The organism is Bacillus sp. YBsi01 (assembly GCF_038406745.1).
GTDB lineage: Bacteria > Bacillota > Bacilli > Bacillales > Bacillaceae > Bacillus > Bacillus siamensis.
The window spans coordinates 1,028,705-1,042,667 of the sequence record NZ_CP151679.1 but is presented as its reverse complement, the minus strand read 5'-3'; the positions used below and the strand labels follow the sequence as shown (position 1 = coordinate 1,042,667).

Below are 13,963 nucleotides of genomic sequence, written 5' to 3'. Positions count from 1 at the left end.
TTTATTTGGATGGAATGAATAAAGACCCCCATTAATAAAATGTAGAAAGCAGCAGAAGGAGGAAGGTTAATGAATTTTCAACTGACAAAAGAACAGCAGATGGTGCGCGAAATGGTCAGAGATTTCGCCAAAAATGAAATTGCCCCGAAAGCCCATGAGGTTGATCAATCAGCCGTCTTTCCGATAGACACATTTAAAAAAATGGGCGAACTCGGCCTTCTCGGAATTCCGTTTCCGGAAGAATACGGAGGAGCGGGCGGTGATACCATTTCCTATGCAGCGGCAGTTGAAGAAATCGGAAAAGCCTGCGGAAGCACGGGGCTGAGCTACGCGGCAGCCGTGTCACTCGGTGCAAGCCCATTGTACTATTTCGGTACTGAACAGCAAAAACAAGAACACCTTACTCCGCTAGCTTCCGGAAAAGCGCTCGGATCATTCGGATTGACGGAGCCGAATGCCGGTTCAGATGCCGGCGGAACACAGACAAAAGCCGAGAAAATGGGTGCTGACTATGTGATAAACGGAGAGAAATGCTGGATCACTAACGCCAATTATGCCCGCACGGTCATTGTCACCGCCGTTACGGGAAAGAACTCCGCCGGAAAACCGATCATTTCAGCTCTTATCGTCCCGACAGACACACCGGGTTTTACGATCACAAGTCCGTACGACAAGATGGGTGTGAGAGGATCTGATACTGCCGAACTTGTGCTGGAAGATGTCAGGGTGCCTGCCGACAACCTGCTCGGTGATCCTGAAAAAGGTTTCAAGCAATTTTTATATACATTAGATGGCGGACGGATTTCGATTGCGGCGCTGGCTGTCGGTATCGCTCAAGGAGCGTTGGAGGCGTCGCTGTCATATGCGAAGGAACGCAAGCAGTTCGGAAGCCCGATATCGTCATTTCAAGCCATCCAATTTAAGCTCGCTGACATGGCGATGGAAATTGACCTTGCCAGACAAATGGTGCTTAAAGCGGCCTGGCTGAAGGATCAAAACCTGCCATTTACGAAAGAAGCGGCATTCGCCAAGCTCTATGCTTCAGAAATGGCCGTCAGAACATGCCTTCAGGCCATCCAAATTCACGGCGGTTCCGGCTATATGAAGGAGTGCGGTGTCGAACGCATGCTTCGTGACGCAAAGCTGATGGAGATTGGCGAAGGAACGTCAGAAATTCAAAGAATGGTCATTGCAAGACAGCTATTGAAGTGAAATGAAAACGTTTACCAAAACAAGAATGGAAGGAAGCAGGTCATATGGCTGAACTTATCCATTTAACAGCGGGAAAGCTGCTTGAGCGGACCGCGGAGCTTTTTCCGGATCATGAAGCGGTTGTTTACCCTGAGCGCGGCCTTCGTTATACGTATGCCGAGTTTGACCGGTTATGCCGGCAAACCGCAAAAGGGCTGATGAAGCTGGGAGTTGAAAAAGGAGATCATGTGGCCATATGGGCATCCAACATACCGGAATGGCTCGCGGCGCAATTTGCAACGGCGAAAATCGGCGCTGTCCTGGTCACTATCAATACGAATTTTCAAATCGCAGAGCTCGATTACCTGCTGACACATTCAGACGTCACGTCCCTGATTATCATGGATTCCTACAGGCAGACATCTTATGTTGAGATGGTGAATAAGCTGATTCCGGAGCTGAAAACTTGTGAGCGCGGCAGGCTGCGTTCGAAACGGTATCCCTTTTTACGGACGGTGTTATATATCGGGGATCAAAGACCGCCCGGCATGCACCGGTGGGATTCTTTGCTGAAGGATGCCGAGTCTGTAACGGATGCAGCGCTTGACGGAAGGATGGACAGCCTGGATAAGGATGATTGCATTCATATGCAATATACATCGGGTACGACCGGATTTCCGAAAGGCGTCATGCTCTCACATTTTAATATCGTAAATAACGCGGCCAATATCGCAGAGTGCATGAAGCTTACCCCAAGTGACCGTTTATGTATTCCCGTGCCGTTTTTCCACTGCTTCGGGTGTGTGCTCGGCGTGCTGGCATGTGTTTCCGCGGGTGCAGCGATGATCCCGATTGAACAGTTTTCTCCGCCGGCCGTTCTGAAAACGGTGGAGCAAGAAGCCTGTACGGCTCTGCACGGTGTGCCGACGATGTTTATCGCCCTCCTAAATGACAGCCGTTTTTCTGAATATGATCTTTCTCACGTCCGAACCGGAATTATGGCCGGCTCGCCATGTCCGGCGGAAGTCATGAAAGAAGTGATCGGCAAAATGGGGATGACCGGCATTACCATTGCCTACGGACAGACCGAAGCATCACCTGTCATTACGCAGACAAGAACGGATGATCCGTTTGAAAGAAGAGTGGAAACAGCCGGGCGGGCGCTTCCTCATATCGAAATCAAAATCGTTCGGCCCGGAACATCCGAGGAGGCCGCCCGGGGCGAACAGGGAGAGCTCTGCACCCGCGGATATCATGTCATGAAAGGCTATTATAAAAATCAAGAAGCGACCGAAGAAGCGATAGACAAAGACGGCTGGCTGCATACGGGTGATTTGGCGGTCATGGATGAAGACGGGTACTGCAAAATCACGGGCCGTCTGAAAGACATGCTGATAAGAGGCGGCGAAAATATCTATCCCCGGGAGATTGAAGAAATGTTATATCGGCATCCCGCAGTAGCAGACGTTCAAGTTGTCGGCGTGCCTGATCCGAAATACGGAGAAGAAGCCGCGGCGTGGATAAGGCTCAAAGACGGACAAACCGCTTCAACAGAAGACATCAGAACCTTTTGCATAGAACATATCGCCCGCTACAAAGTCCCCCGGTATGTGTTATTCACAGATGAATATCCCATGACAGCCTCAGGAAAAATTCAGAAATTCAAGCTGCGGGAAAAAACGATTGAAGAGCTCAAGTTAACTTAATGAAAAAGGAGTGCTTCACATTTGTTTACAAAAATCCTGATTGCCAACAGAGGAGAAATCGCCTTACGAATTATCCGCACCTGCAAACGTCTCGGCATTCCCTCGGCAGCTGTCTATTCAGAAGCCGATCAGAATGCGCTCCATGTAAAAGCGGCAGATGAGGCCTATCCGATCGGTAAATCGAGAGTAAATGAAAGCTATTTACATATCGACAGAATCATAGAAGCCGCTAAAGCCGCCGGAGCAGACGCCATTCACCCCGGCTACGGACTGCTGTCAGAAAACAGTTCGTTCGCCGAACGCTGCCGGAAGGCACAAATCACGTTTATCGGCCCGCCCGGTGACATCATCGCCAAGATGGGCAGCAAGATAGAAGCCCGAAAAACGATGCAAAAAGCAAAGGTCCCGATCGTTCCCGGTGTTTCAGAACCGTTGCCCGATGTACACTCGGCTTTAGCCGAGGCCCGCGCCATCGGCTTTCCGGTCATGCTGAAAGCGTCCGCTGGAGGCGGCGGAATCGGCATGCAGATCGTACATTCAGAAGAAGAGCTGGCCAAAGCGTTTGAAGGCAATCAAAAGCGGGCCGCATCCTTTTTCGGAGACGGCGCGATGTATATGGAAAAAGTCATTGAAAACGCCCGTCATATTGAAATTCAGATTCTCGCAGATTCTTTCGGCAATACCGTTCATCTGTTTGAACGTGACTGTTCAGTGCAAAGGCGCCATCAAAAAGTGATAGAAGAAGCGCCGTCCCCGTTTGTTGATGATGAATTAAGACAAAGACTCGGCGAAACCGCCGTTAAAGCCGCTAAATCGATCGGCTACCAAAATGCGGGCACCATAGAGTTTCTCGTCGACCAAAAGAAACAAATCTATTTCTTAGAAATGAATACAAGACTGCAGGTAGAGCATCCGGTGACAGAAGAAATTACAGGATTGGATCTTGTGGAAGAACAGCTGAAAATTGCCGCGGGTCAGCCGCTGACTTTTTCACAGAAAGACATCACACATCACGGGCATGCGATCGAAGTGCGGATTTATGCGGAAGATCCGGTCACTTTTTATCCGTCACCCGGCACCATCTCGTCTTTCTCCGTATTACGGCATCCGTCAGTGAGACACGAATGCGCCGTTGAAAAGGGAAGCACCATTTCTCCGTTTTACGATCCGATGATTGCCAAAATGATCGTCACGGCGAATACGAGAAAACAAGCCATTGAACAACTGAAAACCGCTCTTCGCGAATACCATGTAGAAGGGATTAAAACCAATATTCCCCTGCTGTCAAAGATTGCCCATTCAGAAGCGTTTGAAAAGGGTGAAGCGACAACCGGATTTTTACAAACCATGAACGGGGAGGCGTCCAAATGAGTGAGATAAAAATTCAGATGGCGGGAAATCTGTGGAAAATTCATGTGAAACCGGGCGATGTCATCGAAGAAGGACAGGAAGTAGCTGTCTTGGAATCAATGAAAATGGAAATTCCGATTATTGCTGATGTATCCGGAACGGTGAAAGAAGTGAGAAAAGCAGAAGGTGATTTCACCGATGAAGGAGAGGTCCTGATTGAGCTCCAATAAAACGGGAGGTGCAGAATGAACTGTCCGAAGCATGTCCGCATCAATGAAGTAGGGCCTCGTGACGGCCTGCAGAATGAGTCCGCGTGGGTGGATACAGAAGATAAGATTGAGTGGATCAATATGCTGTCAAAAACAGGACTTTCCTATATCGAAGTGACTTCATTCGTGAATCCGAGGTGGATTCCGGCGCTGCGTGACAGTCTGGACGTTGCAAAGGGAATTGCCAGAACAGAACATACAGTATACGCGGCTCTCGTTCCAAACCTCACCGGGCTGGAGCATGCGGCAGAAGGCAGAATTGATCAAGCCTGTGTGTTTTTATCAGCAAGCGAAACCCATAACCAAAAAAACGTCAACAAACCGATTGACCGGACCGTTCAAGAGCTCAGGCAGGTCATTTCTGAAGCAAAATCTGAAAAAATGGCAACGAGAGCTTATCTTTCCACCGTATTCGGATGCCCGTATGAACAAAACGTACCGATCGAACAAGTCATCCGGCTCACAGACACGCTTCTTGAAATGGGCGTTGATGAATTATCACTCGGCGACACAATCGGCGCGGCGAACCCCTTGCAGGTCATAGCCGTGCTTGAAGCTCTTTTGCCGAGAGTTCCCGCCTCAAAAATCGCACTCCATTTCCATGATACAAGAGGCACGGCTCTTGCAAATATCATTCCCGCTCTTGATATGGGGATTACATCCTTTGATACCTCCTCAGGCGGGCTTGGCGGCTGTCCGTATGCTCCGGGATCAGCAGGAAACGCCGCCACAGAAGACGTCATTTATATGCTTGAACAAATGGGAATTGATACTGGGACGGACATGAATAAACTACTTGAAGCCGCCGGCTGGATCGGGGATAAAATCGGCAAAGACCTGCCAAGCAGAAACCTGCAGGTCTTCAGAACGAAATGAGAGAGAGGAGAAGCCATGGGAGATTGCGTATTGTTTTCCGTCTGTCAAGAAACAATCGGCCTGATCACGCTGAACCGCCCGCATGCGGCCAACTCACTGTCATCAGAAATGATTGATGATTTACAGCGTGTGATTACAGACATCAAAAATTCGCCATCCATTCGCTGTGTCATTCTCACCGGCTTCGGAAACACATTCTGCGCTGGTGCTGATTTAAAAGAAAGAGCGGGGATGAATCATGAACAAGTCAAACAAAGCGTCAGGCGTATCGGTGAAACCGCCGCCTCAATTGAAGCACTCCCGCAGCCGGCCATTGCAGCGCTGAATGGAACGGCAGTCGGCGGCGGACTTGAACTCGCCCTCGCTTGCGATATCAGAATCGCTGTCAGCCGGGCGGGCCTCGGCCTCCCTGAAACAGGCCTTGCGATCATACCCGGGGCGGGCGGAACACAGAGACTGCCTAGGCTTATCGGACCCGGTGCGGCAAAAGAGTTGATCTATACCGGCCGGAGGCTCACGGCCCAAGAGGGAAAAGACATAAAGCTGGTCGAGCATGTATGTGAAACCGAAGAACTTTTGGAAAAAGCAAAAGCACTGGCCGGCCGCATCGCCGCCAATGGGCCGATCGCCGTCAGACAAGCAAAATTCGCGATAAACAAAGGGCTGGAGACTGATCTCAATACAGGGCTCGAAATCGAACGAAAAGCATATGAACAAGTCATACCGACACTTGACAGAGAAGAGGGGCTGCGCGCCTTTAAAGAAAAAAGACCCCCTGAATACAAAGGAAAATAAAACTTGGAGGGACTCGGATGGATTACGAAAAAGAACGGCAGACACGCAGCAAAACGATTGAAAAGGGAGGAGCGGCTAAATATCACGCAAGCAACGAAAAAAAGGGAAAACTTTTTGTAAGAGACAGGCTGAAGCTTCTATTCGATGACGGCATATCCGTTGAAGACGCTTTTTTCGCCGAATGCATGTCAGACGGACTGCCGGCCGACGGGGTTGTCACCGGGATCGGAACCATCAGCGGCAGAACCGTTTGTGTGATGGCAAACGACTCAACCGTAAAGGCGGGCTCATGGGGCGCGAAGACGGTGGAAAAAATCATCCGCATTCAGGAAACGGCTGAAAAGCTGCAGTGTCCGCTTCTGTACTTAGTCGATTCAGCAGGTGCAAGAATTACCGATCAGGTCGACATGTTCCCGGGCAGAAGGGGAGCCGGCCGCATTTTTTATAATCAAGTAAAGCTGTCGGGACGCATACCGCAAATCTGTTTATTGTTCGGCCCTTCCGCTGCGGGCGGCGCTTACATTCCTGCCTTTTGCGACATTGTCATTATGGTTGAAGGCAATGCATCCATGTACTTAGGCTCACCGCGCATGGCGGAAATGGTAATCGGTGAGAAAGTTTCGCTTGAAGAAATGGGCGGCGCCCGTATGCATTGTTCCGTATCAGGCTGCGGTGATCTCCTCGCCCGGACGGAACAGGAAGCAATCACGATGGCGCGGACATATCTCAGCTACTTTCCGGCAAATTATACGGAAAAAGCGCCTGTCAGCGAATCCAAGAACCCGAAAGATTTTGAAAAACCGCTCTCAGATGTCATCCCGGCACATCAAAACGCACCGTTCAACATGCTGGATTTAATTGAACGTGTCATCGATGAAGACTCTTTTTTTGAGATTAAACCGTTATTTGCGCAGGAATTAATAACGGGACTTGCGCGGATTCACGGACAGCCGGTCGGCATTATCGCCAACCAGCCGCGTGTCAAAGGCGGGGTTTTATTTCTCGATTCGGCGGATAAAGCCGCAAAATTCATCGCTTTGTGCGATGCATTTCATATTCCGCTTCTGTTTTTGGCAGACATCCCCGGATTTATGATCGGAACGAAGGTTGAGCAGGCGGGCATTATCAGGCATGGCGCAAAAATGATCTCCGCAATGGCGGAAGCGACTGTTCCGAAGCTTTCCGTTATTGTCAGAAAAGCCTACGGTGCGGGATTATATGCGATGGCGGGCCCGGCTTTTGAACCGGACTGCTGCTTAGCGCTTCCGACTGCGCAAATTGCCGTAATGGGGCCTGAAGCAGCGGTGAATGCGGTCTACGCAAACAAAATCAGCGAACTTGCTCCAGAAGAAAGGCCGGCTTTTATTCAGGAAAAGCGAGATGAATACAAGGAAGACATTAATCTTTACCGTCTTGCCTCTGAAATGGTGATTGACGGCATCGTTCCCGCTGATTCCTTGCGGGACGAACTCAATAAACGCCTCACTGCTTACATGTCTAAACAACTGACATTCACACACCGGAAACACCCCGTATACCCGGTATAAATAAAAAAGACCGCATAGATCCGGCCCGCGGCCGTTCTTCTATGCAGTCTTTTTTTCATAGTCTTGATCTCATCTTTTTCACGACAAAATAAACAACAATAAATACAAGAGCCAATATAATGATCGGAGTCGTGTACATTCCGGCATAGCTGTCTACATCTTTCCACTGTCCGCCGAGCTGATACCCGAGATAAACGAAAATGACAGACCACGGAATAATCGCAAGCGTCGTCAAGGTGACAAACTTGGAAAGCGGCATTTTCGCGAGGCCGGCCGGTATGGAAATCGCGTGTCTGACGACCGGGATAAACCGGGCCGAGAATACTACGCCCGCGCCGTAACGGCGAAACCAGTTTTCGGCAACATCAATATGATGCTTTTTCAGCAGTAAGTACTTGCCGTACTTGTCCAAAAACGGCCGCCCCCCATAACGGGCGATCCAGTAAATAAAGCACTGCGCGATCGTTCCCCCGATCACTCCGGCGATAACGGCGCCGATAAAACTGATCGTGCCTTCTGACACCATATAGCCTCCATAGGCCAAAACGATTTCACTCGGAATGATTTCGATCATTAATCCGAGCGCAATCCCGAAATAGCCCATACTTGTCAGCCAGGATAATATTTCACTAATAAAATTGCCCACACTGTTCACAACCTCTTTATCTTTTTACCCAATTATATGACTGATTGACAAGCAAAATGGTTACAAATTATTTTTTAACGCACGTTTTCTTCAGATTCTCTTTTTAACACCTCTTCTAAATAAGCTAAGAGTTTCGGTCTCATTTCCTTCCGCAGCAGCCCGATCTCCGTGCCAGCCTTAAAACAGCCGAGCTTGTCGCCTATATCAAACCGTCTTCCTTCAAGCTCCCGCGCGTAGATACTTTGGGTGCGGCACACTTCGCGCAGCGCGTCTGTCAATTGGATTTCGTTGCCTGCGCCTCTTCCGATCGTCTTCAGCGCTTTAAAAATGGCAGGGGTTAATATGTAACGGCCCATCACGGCGATGTGAGAGGGCGCCTTTTCAACAGCCGGCTTTTCAATCAGATCCTCAACCTGGTACACATGACCGTTGTGCCGCCCCGTCTGTATAATACCATATTTGCTGACATCGGCGGGATCGACGGGCTGTACGCCGATCGTTTCTGTGCCGTGTTGGTTATAGACGTCTATGAGCTGCGAGAGCGCGGGCGTGTCAGATACCATAATATCATCACCTAAGAGAACGGCAAAAGGCTCTTCTCCGATAAAATGCTCCGCACACAGCACCGCATGGCCTAAGCCGAGCGGCTCTTTTTGGCGGATGTAATGAATATTGGCCAAATCGGCAATCTGCTGCATTTCCTTCAGCATCTCCGTCTTGCCTTTTTCCCGCAGATTGAATTCCAATTCCGCCGACCGGTCAAAATGATCTTCAATCGAGCGCTTGTTTCTTCCTGTAATAATCAGAATATCTTCAATCCCTGACTCGGCGGCCTCTTCTACGATATATTGAATTGCCGGTTTGTCAACGATCGGCAGCATTTCTTTCGGCTGCGCCTTTGTCGCCGGCAGAAATCTCGTTCCTAAACCCGCTGCGGGAATGACCGCTTTTCTCACTTTTTTTCTCATTCATCTTCACTCCTGATCCTGTATGTTTTTCAGCGAATCTCCGAATACCCAGATTCGGTTTCCGATAAAATTCATCATCATTCCGCCGATAGTGGCGGCGAGCTTACTCACCAAAAGCGAACAGCCGCCTTTTTGAAACGCGTACAGCAGCAAAAAGGTGATCCCCGACGCGGCAAGATTAATGATGAGAAAGCGCACGATCTCTTTCCCGTCAGCCTTGCGCTTTACACGAAACGTCCAATTCCGGTTCCACACATAGCTGTTGATCATTCCAGCCGAATAGGAGCAGATCTGTGCCGGCAGATAAGGAACATGGCAGGCGGTAAGCAGAAAGAAGACCCCAAAATCGATCAGCGTATTGCCGGCCCCGACCGTACAGAAACGGCCTAATGTCTTTATTTTTCCTTTCAGCATAACGGTGACCTCCCCTCATAATAAGATGCGGATGGCTGTCCTATTTGTTGATATCGATTACTTTAGCGGACAGCCTTGAAAAAACAATGACTAAAATATGAACAAAACATGAAAACGTTAAGTTAACAGTTTGATAGATTAGGTTGACATATTTCGAGAGGGGCACTAATATTCTGTATAAGTGTTAACCTTTAATTATTTTGGTTAACATTATTTTTCAAGGCAAGAGAAAGGAGGGGAAAGGAATGGAGGAAGAAACATATTACAGCGTCAGAATGAGAGCTTCCCGAAATGCCTCTCATGAACAGGGCGGGAAACACATTTCCGGCGGAGAACGGCTTATCACTTACAGCGGAATACAGGAAGCGGTGAATGGCTTATTACATAAAGGCTTCTCGCATTCAAGAGGGACACCTGATTTTATGCAGATCCAGCTTGAAAGTGTCAATGAACCGATCAAAACGATCCGCCCTTTGCCGATTACCGTACATCAAACAGATACGGCAGAGAAAGGACAAGCAATCGCCCGGACGCTTTTGCAAAAAGCAGGAATTCCTCCGCGCATGATAGAGAAAGCCTATCAAAACATCGCGGAATATGCAGAAGCAAGAGGAGCGGTCCTGTTTGACATCCGGACAGGAAAACGCATTGACGGCAGAAGAGAAAGAGGTGTGCGGGTATCCCGAATGGATTGGCCGGCACACGATTTTCAAAAATGGGCTTTAGATCACAACATGCCGGAAAATTCACGAATCAAAGAAGCACATGCCATCGCGGCAAAGGTTTGCGCGCATCCGGGAATCATAGCTGAAGTGTGCTGGTCAGATGACCCTGATTACATAACGGGCTACGTTGCCTCAAAAGAGCTGGGCTATCAGCGGATTACCAAGATGAAGAATGACGGCGATGAGAGCGGCTGCCGGATTTTCTTTACAGATGGAATCACAGATACAGAGAGCTGTATCCATTTTTTAGAGAAACAGCCTGTATTCATTCAGCGGGAGGGGAACATATGAAACAATCAATGATTGAAAAAAGCAAAAAGCATCTTTGGCTGCCTTTCACACAAATGAAAGATTACGATGAGGATCCGTTAATGATTGAAAGCGGAAACGGAATCATGCTGAAAGACACAAGCGGCAAAGAATACTATGACGGCTTTTCCTCAGTATGGCTCAATGTACACGGCCACCGCAAAAAAGAAATGGATGAGGCGATTCAAAAACAGCTTAAAAAAATCGCTCATTCGACCTTGCTGGGCATGACGAATGTTCCCGCGACAGAACTTGCCGAGATGCTGACGGGCATTACACCTGAAAATCTGACACGTGTTTTTTACTCTGACAGCGGAGCGGAAGCAATGGAAATCGCTCTGAAAATGGCCTTTCAATACTGGAAAAACATAGGGAGGCCCAAAAAGCAGACATTCATTTCGATGCAGAACGGCTATCACGGCGATACGATCGGAGCGGTCAGCGTCGGTTCTATTGAACTCTTTCACCATGTATACGGCCCGCTGATGTTTGAAAGCTACAAAGCGCCGATTCCTTACGTATACAGATCTGAAAGCGGCGACCCCGTACAGTGCCGGGATGAATGTCTGAACGCGCTCGAACAGCTGCTCGCAAAGCATCACGAAGAGATTGCCGCACTTACGATTGAATCGATGGTGCAAGGCGCATCCGGCATGATCGTCATGCCTGAAGGCTTTCTGGCAGGCGTACGAAAGCTATGTACGGCATATGATGTGTTAATGATCGTTGACGAAGTGGCGACGGGGTTCGGCCGCACCGGAAAAATGTTTGCCTGTGAGCATGAAAATGTCCAGCCGGACTTGATGGCCGCAGGGAAAGGAATTACGGGAGGCTATTTGCCGATCGCCGTGACGTTTGCCGCAGAAGCGATTTATGAAGCTTTTTATGATGACTATGAAAACATGAAAACATTTTTCCACGGCCACTCCTATACAGGGAATCAGCTGGGCTGTGCCGCGGCAATTGAAAATCTCCGTTTATTTGAATCAGAGCGCATCGTTGAACAAGTTGCCGAAAAATCAAAAACGGCAGCGATGCTTCTTTATGATCTGAAGCAGCTTCCTCATGTCGGCGATGTCCGCCAGCTCGGTTTCATGTGCGGCATAGAGCTTGTGCAGGATAAGGGGACAAAACAGCCTTATCCGCCTGAAAAGCGTGTTGGATATAAGGTGTCTTTGAAAATGAGAGAGCTCGGTATGCTGACGAGGCCGCTCGGAGACGTAATCGCCTTTCTTCCGCCGCTCGCCAGCACGACTGATCAGTTAAAAGCCATGATCTCCATTATGAAAGAAGCGATAGCCGAGGTGACCGGCCGTGGATATTGACGGATGGCTCTTCGAAAGGCTCGATGCGGTGAAAAGAGACGGGCTGTATCGGACGCTGCGGAAACAGGAAACCGCTCTCAAAAACAAGCGGGAAAAGATCTGGGCATCCAATGACTATTTAGGCCTGTCTAAAGATGAGCGCCTGATCACAGCCGCGCAAACGGCGCTAAACTGCTTCGGAGCGGGAAGCAGCGGTTCCCGGTTAACGACAGGAAATACTTTTTGGCATGAAACACTTGAACAAACAATCGCAGATTTTAAACAGACGGAAGCTGCTTTATTGTTTTCCAGCGGTTACTTGGCGAATATAGGCGTGCTTGCTTCACTGCCGCAAAAAGGCGATGTCATTTTAAGCGATCAATTGAACCATGCGAGCATTGTTGACGGCTGCCGTTTATCGAAAGCGGAAACCATCGTGTACCGCCATATTGATATGGCTGATCTTGAGGAAAAACTTGCCTCCGTCCAGTCTCGGAACCGCCGCTTTATCGTCACGGACGGCGTCTTCAGCATGGACGGCACCATTGCGCCTCTTGACCGCATAATGGCGCTTGCAAAGCAGTATCAGGCATTTGTGATAGCAGACGACGCGCATGCAACCGGAGTACTCGGGGAAAACGGCGGGGGAACCAGTGAATATTTTGGTGTTTGTCCTGATGTTGTCATCGGCACGTTAAGTAAAGCGGTCGGAACGGAAGGAGGTTTTGCCGCGGGGTCAAACATTATCATTGATTTTTTGCTGAATCATGCGCGGACGTTTATTTTTCAGACGGCCCTTCCGCCGGCAATTTGTGCGGCTGCCCATACGGCATTTGACATCATATCAGATATGTACGATACGCGCCGTGAACTGCTGTCGTCTGTCAAAACGATCAAAACCCGTCTGGCCGATATGGGTTTTACCGTAAGAGGCGGAGATACACCAATCATCGCCGTCATCATCGGTGATGCAAAAACAGCGGTTTCAGTTGCTGCACTGCTGGAGAAAAAGGGAATCTGCGCCCCGGCCATCCGCCCGCCATCCGTTCCTGACGGTGAAAGCAGAATCAGGCTGACCGTCACGGCGGACCGCAGCTTACAGGACATAGATGGGCTTACAGAAGCATTTGATTCCATTAGAAAAGAGCTGAATATAAACAAATGAGAAGTTTTTTTGTCACAGGAACAGATACGGGCGTCGGAAAAACTATCGTCTCTTGCGGACTAGCCGCGGCATTCAGGCAGAAACGTGCGGATGTCGGAGTGTTTAAGCCGTTTTTAAGCGGGGTGCCGCGGACTCATCCGGAAAGTGACACCTCGCTGTTGAAAAACATGTCACAAACCGCACTGTCTCATGAAGAGATTACACCATTTGAATGGAAAGAGCCGCTTGCACCGTACACAGCCGCCATGCTTGAAGGAAAATCCGTGAGCATAGAAGAGGTCACGGCCCACTGGAGAAAGATCAAAAATCGTCATGAGTGTTTCATCGTCGAAGGGGCAGGCGGCATTTCAGTCCCGCTTGGTGAAAATTACTTAGTCAGTCATCTGATAAAAGCCTTGGAATTGCCGGCAGTGATTGTGGCCAGGCCTGATCTCGGAACCATCAACCACACGTATTTAACCGTTGAATATGCGAAAAACATGGGGATAGAGGTTCTCGGCATCATTATCAACGGCGTAAAGAGCCGGCCGGGGCTGGACGAAAAGACAAACCCGAGCATCATTGAAACCTTATGCAAAGTTCCGATTTTAGGAATGACACCTAAGCTGGATCACGTTTCAGCAGAAAACATTCAACACATGATTGAGAAACATGTAGATGTTTCCTCTTTCATGAATCTGACACAAATGGGGAGATAA

Annotated in this window: 14 protein-coding genes; 11 read left to right on the top strand and 3 right to left on the bottom strand. The window is 49.1% G+C overall.

Going from position 1 to position 13,963, the window contains the following annotated elements; all coding sequences use genetic code 11:
- The first annotated feature begins 69 nt into the window (after positions 1-69).
- From AADZ70_RS05215 to AADZ70_RS05185, 7 genes are read left to right on the top strand one after another with little or no spacing between them, the layout of a single operon-like run.
- Positions 70-1,212, top strand: a complete 1,143-nt coding sequence (locus AADZ70_RS05215) for an acyl-CoA dehydrogenase family protein (RefSeq protein ID WP_016935926.1) — start codon at positions 70-72, stop codon at positions 1,210-1,212.
- Positions 1,213-1,256: 44 nt separating this feature from the next.
- Complete coding sequence (locus AADZ70_RS05210) at positions 1,257-2,897, top strand: AMP-binding protein (RefSeq protein WP_342007829.1); 1,641 nt, start codon at positions 1,257-1,259, stop codon at positions 2,895-2,897.
- Positions 2,898-2,918: 21 nt separating this feature from the next.
- Positions 2,919-4,268: an acetyl-CoA carboxylase biotin carboxylase subunit gene (locus AADZ70_RS05205; protein WP_342007828.1), complete on the top strand. Its 1,350-nt coding sequence runs from the start codon at positions 2,919-2,921 to the stop codon at positions 4,266-4,268.
- Positions 4,265-4,477 carry an acetyl-CoA carboxylase biotin carboxyl carrier protein subunit gene (locus AADZ70_RS05200; RefSeq protein WP_316100026.1) on the top strand — a complete coding sequence of 71 codons (213 nt, stop codon included), beginning with the start codon at positions 4,265-4,267 and terminating at the stop codon, positions 4,475-4,477. The genes AADZ70_RS05205 and AADZ70_RS05200 overlap by 4 nt, the downstream gene beginning before the upstream one ends.
- A gap of 15 nt (positions 4,478-4,492) precedes the next feature.
- A complete protein-coding gene (locus AADZ70_RS05195) occupies positions 4,493-5,392 on the top strand; it encodes a hydroxymethylglutaryl-CoA lyase (protein WP_342007827.1) in 900 nt (299 codons plus the stop codon).
- A 15-nt stretch (positions 5,393-5,407) separates the two neighbouring features.
- A complete protein-coding gene (locus AADZ70_RS05190) occupies positions 5,408-6,187 on the top strand; it encodes an enoyl-CoA hydratase (protein WP_342007826.1) in 780 nt (259 codons plus the stop codon).
- Positions 6,188-6,204: 17 nt separating this feature from the next.
- Entirely contained in the window at positions 6,205-7,734 is a 1,530-nt protein-coding gene (locus AADZ70_RS05185; RefSeq protein WP_095240635.1) for an acyl-CoA carboxylase subunit beta, read from the top strand.
- Between the two features lie 55 nt (positions 7,735-7,789).
- Here the strand turns inward: AADZ70_RS05185 and AADZ70_RS05180 are convergent, their stop codons facing one another.
- The 3 genes from AADZ70_RS05180 to AADZ70_RS05170 all read right to left on the bottom strand — a co-directional run bounded on the left by AADZ70_RS05180 (position 7,790) and on the right by AADZ70_RS05170 (position 9,762).
- The gene (locus AADZ70_RS05180; protein ID WP_016935933.1) at positions 7,790-8,380 is read right to left on the bottom strand and encodes a DedA family protein; all 591 of its coding nucleotides are present in this window, start codon (positions 8,378-8,380) and stop codon (positions 7,790-7,792) included.
- A 74-nt stretch (positions 8,381-8,454) separates the two neighbouring features.
- On the bottom strand, positions 8,455-9,348 hold the full coding sequence (gene galU / locus AADZ70_RS05175) for a UTP--glucose-1-phosphate uridylyltransferase GalU (protein ID WP_099744131.1): 894 nt from the start codon (positions 9,346-9,348) through the stop codon (positions 8,455-8,457).
- Positions 9,349-9,354: 6 nt separating this feature from the next.
- Complete coding sequence (locus tag AADZ70_RS05170; RefSeq protein ID WP_095240637.1) at positions 9,355-9,762, bottom strand: GtrA family protein; 408 nt, start codon at positions 9,760-9,762, stop codon at positions 9,355-9,357.
- 245 nt (positions 9,763-10,007) lie between these two features.
- Between AADZ70_RS05170 and AADZ70_RS05165 the strand changes: the two genes are divergently transcribed.
- The 4 genes from AADZ70_RS05165 to bioD are packed head-to-tail and all read left to right on the top strand — an operon-like array spanning position 10,008 to position 13,963.
- Positions 10,008-10,778 (top strand): 6-carboxyhexanoate--CoA ligase, encoded by a 771-nt coding sequence (locus AADZ70_RS05165; RefSeq protein ID WP_016935936.1) that lies wholly within the window; start codon positions 10,008-10,010, stop codon positions 10,776-10,778.
- Positions 10,775-12,121, top strand: a complete 1,347-nt coding sequence (gene bioA, locus AADZ70_RS05160; RefSeq protein ID WP_342007825.1) for an adenosylmethionine--8-amino-7-oxononanoate transaminase — start codon at positions 10,775-10,777, stop codon at positions 12,119-12,121. Before AADZ70_RS05165 ends, bioA begins: the two co-directional genes overlap by 4 nt.
- Before the next feature lie 43 nt (positions 12,122-12,164).
- Positions 12,165-13,265 carry an 8-amino-7-oxononanoate synthase gene (gene bioF / locus AADZ70_RS05155; RefSeq protein WP_342008043.1) on the top strand — a complete coding sequence of 367 codons (1,101 nt, stop codon included), beginning with the start codon at positions 12,165-12,167 and terminating at the stop codon, positions 13,263-13,265.
- Entirely contained in the window at positions 13,262-13,963 is a 702-nt protein-coding gene (gene bioD / locus AADZ70_RS05150) for a dethiobiotin synthase (RefSeq protein WP_342007824.1), read from the top strand. The genes bioF and bioD overlap by 4 nt, the downstream gene beginning before the upstream one ends.

Bases quoted from the DNA above. Each gene is read 5' to 3' on its own strand.
- AADZ70_RS05215 (WP_016935926.1), top strand. From the start codon at position 70: ATGAATTTTCAACTGACAAAAGAACAGCAGATGGTGCGCGAAATGGTC.
- AADZ70_RS05210 (WP_342007829.1), top strand. From the start codon at position 1,257: ATGGCTGAACTTATCCATTTAACAGCGGGAAAGCTGCTTGAGCGGACC.
- AADZ70_RS05200 (WP_316100026.1), top strand. From the start codon at position 4,265: ATGAGTGAGATAAAAATTCAGATGGCGGGAAATCTGTGGAAAATTCAT.
- AADZ70_RS05195 (WP_342007827.1), top strand. From the start codon at position 4,493: ATGAACTGTCCGAAGCATGTCCGCATCAATGAAGTAGGGCCTCGTGAC.
- AADZ70_RS05190 (WP_342007826.1), top strand. From the start codon at position 5,408: ATGGGAGATTGCGTATTGTTTTCCGTCTGTCAAGAAACAATCGGCCTG.
- AADZ70_RS05185 (WP_095240635.1), top strand. From the start codon at position 6,205: ATGGATTACGAAAAAGAACGGCAGACACGCAGCAAAACGATTGAAAAG.
- galU (WP_099744131.1), bottom strand. From the start codon at position 9,348: ATGAGAAAAAAAGTGAGAAAAGCGGTCATTCCCGCAGCGGGTTTAGGA.
- AADZ70_RS05170 (WP_095240637.1), bottom strand. From the start codon at position 9,762: ATGCTGAAAGGAAAAATAAAGACATTAGGCCGTTTCTGTACGGTCGGG.
- AADZ70_RS05165 (WP_016935936.1), top strand. From the start codon at position 10,008: ATGGAGGAAGAAACATATTACAGCGTCAGAATGAGAGCTTCCCGAAAT.
- bioA (WP_342007825.1), top strand. From the start codon at position 10,775: ATGAAACAATCAATGATTGAAAAAAGCAAAAAGCATCTTTGGCTGCCT.
- bioD (WP_342007824.1), top strand. From the start codon at position 13,262: ATGAGAAGTTTTTTTGTCACAGGAACAGATACGGGCGTCGGAAAAACT.